At 53.4% G+C, this 1,351-nt stretch carries 1 rRNA gene; it reads right to left on the reverse strand.

The features are described 5' to 3' along the window. Window positions 1–1,351 (reverse strand): 23S ribosomal RNA (locus B1728_RS35390); the annotation flags it as partial.

A 1,351-nucleotide genomic window follows, 5' to 3' on the forward strand; every position in this document is an offset into this window, starting at 1 on the left:
AGCATGCTCTGCTCGCCTACCTGTGTCGGTTTGCGGTACGGGCACCTTCTCCCTGGCTAGAGGCTTTTCTTGGCAGCCTGAACTCATGACCTTCGCTACTGTAATTTTCACTCCCCATCACAGACCAGCCTTACGATGTGCGGATTTGCCTACACATCAGCCTCTCTGCTTGGACGGGCATCCATCAGCCCGCGTCACTATCCTTCTGCGTCACCCCATCGCTCATAACGGTTCACGGTGGTACAGGAATTTCAACCTGTTGTCCTTCGACTACGCCTTTCGGCCTCGCCTTAGGTCCCGACTTACCCTGAGTGGACGAGCCTTCCTCAGGAACCCTTAGGCTTTCGGCGGACAAGATTCTCACTTGTCTTTTCGTTACTCATACCGGCATTCTCACTTGTATGCTGTCCAGCGCTCCTTACGGTACACCTTCAACCTGCATACAACGCTCCCCTACCCAAGAGCATCTTTAGATGCTCAGGCCATAGCTTCGGTGGCGTGTTTAGCCCCGTTACATTTTCGGCGCAGAGTCACTCGACCAGTGAGCTATTACGCACTCTTTCAATGGTGGCTGCTTCTAAGCCAACATCCTGGTTGTCTGCGCAACTCCACATCCTTTCCCACTTAACACACACTTGGGGACCTTAGCTGATGGTCTGGGCTGTTTCCCTCTTGACAATGGATCTTAGCACTCACTGTCTGACTCCCGGGATAAAGTATGTGGCATTCAGAGTTTGACTGGACTTGGTAACCCTTGGCGGGCCCCGCACCCAATCAGTGCTTTACCTCCACTACTCATCTCCCGAGGCTAGCCCTAAAGCTATTTCGGGGAGAACCAGCTATCTCCGAGTTCGATTGGAATTTCTCCGCTACCCCCACCTCATCCCCGAATTTTTCAACATTCGTGGGTTCGGGCCTCCAGTGCGTGTTACCGCACCTTCACCCTGGACAGGGGTAGATCACACGGTTTCGGGTCTACGCCCACGTACTAATTCGCCCTATTCAGACTCGCTTTCGCTGCGGCTTCGGCTCTTCACCTTAACCTTGCACGGGAACGTAACTCGCCGGTTCATTCTACAAAAGGCACGCCATCACCCATTAACGGGCTCTGACTTCTTGTAAGCACACGGTTTCAGGTTCTATTTCACTCCGCTCCCGCGGTTCTTTTCACCTTTCCCTCACGGTACTGCTTCACTATCGGTCGCTAGGGAGTATTTAGCCTTGGCAGATGGTCCTGCCTGCTTCCCACGAGGTTTCACGTGTCTCGCGGTACTCGGGATCCGTCTAGCGATACGTTGATTTTTGGCTACAGGACTTTTACCCCCTATGGTGAGCCTTTCCAGACTGCTTC

Source organism: Paenibacillus sp. 32352, from assembly GCF_002042965.1.
Taxonomy (GTDB): domain Bacteria; phylum Bacillota; class Bacilli; order Paenibacillales; family NBRC-103111; genus Paenibacillus_S; species Paenibacillus_S vulneris.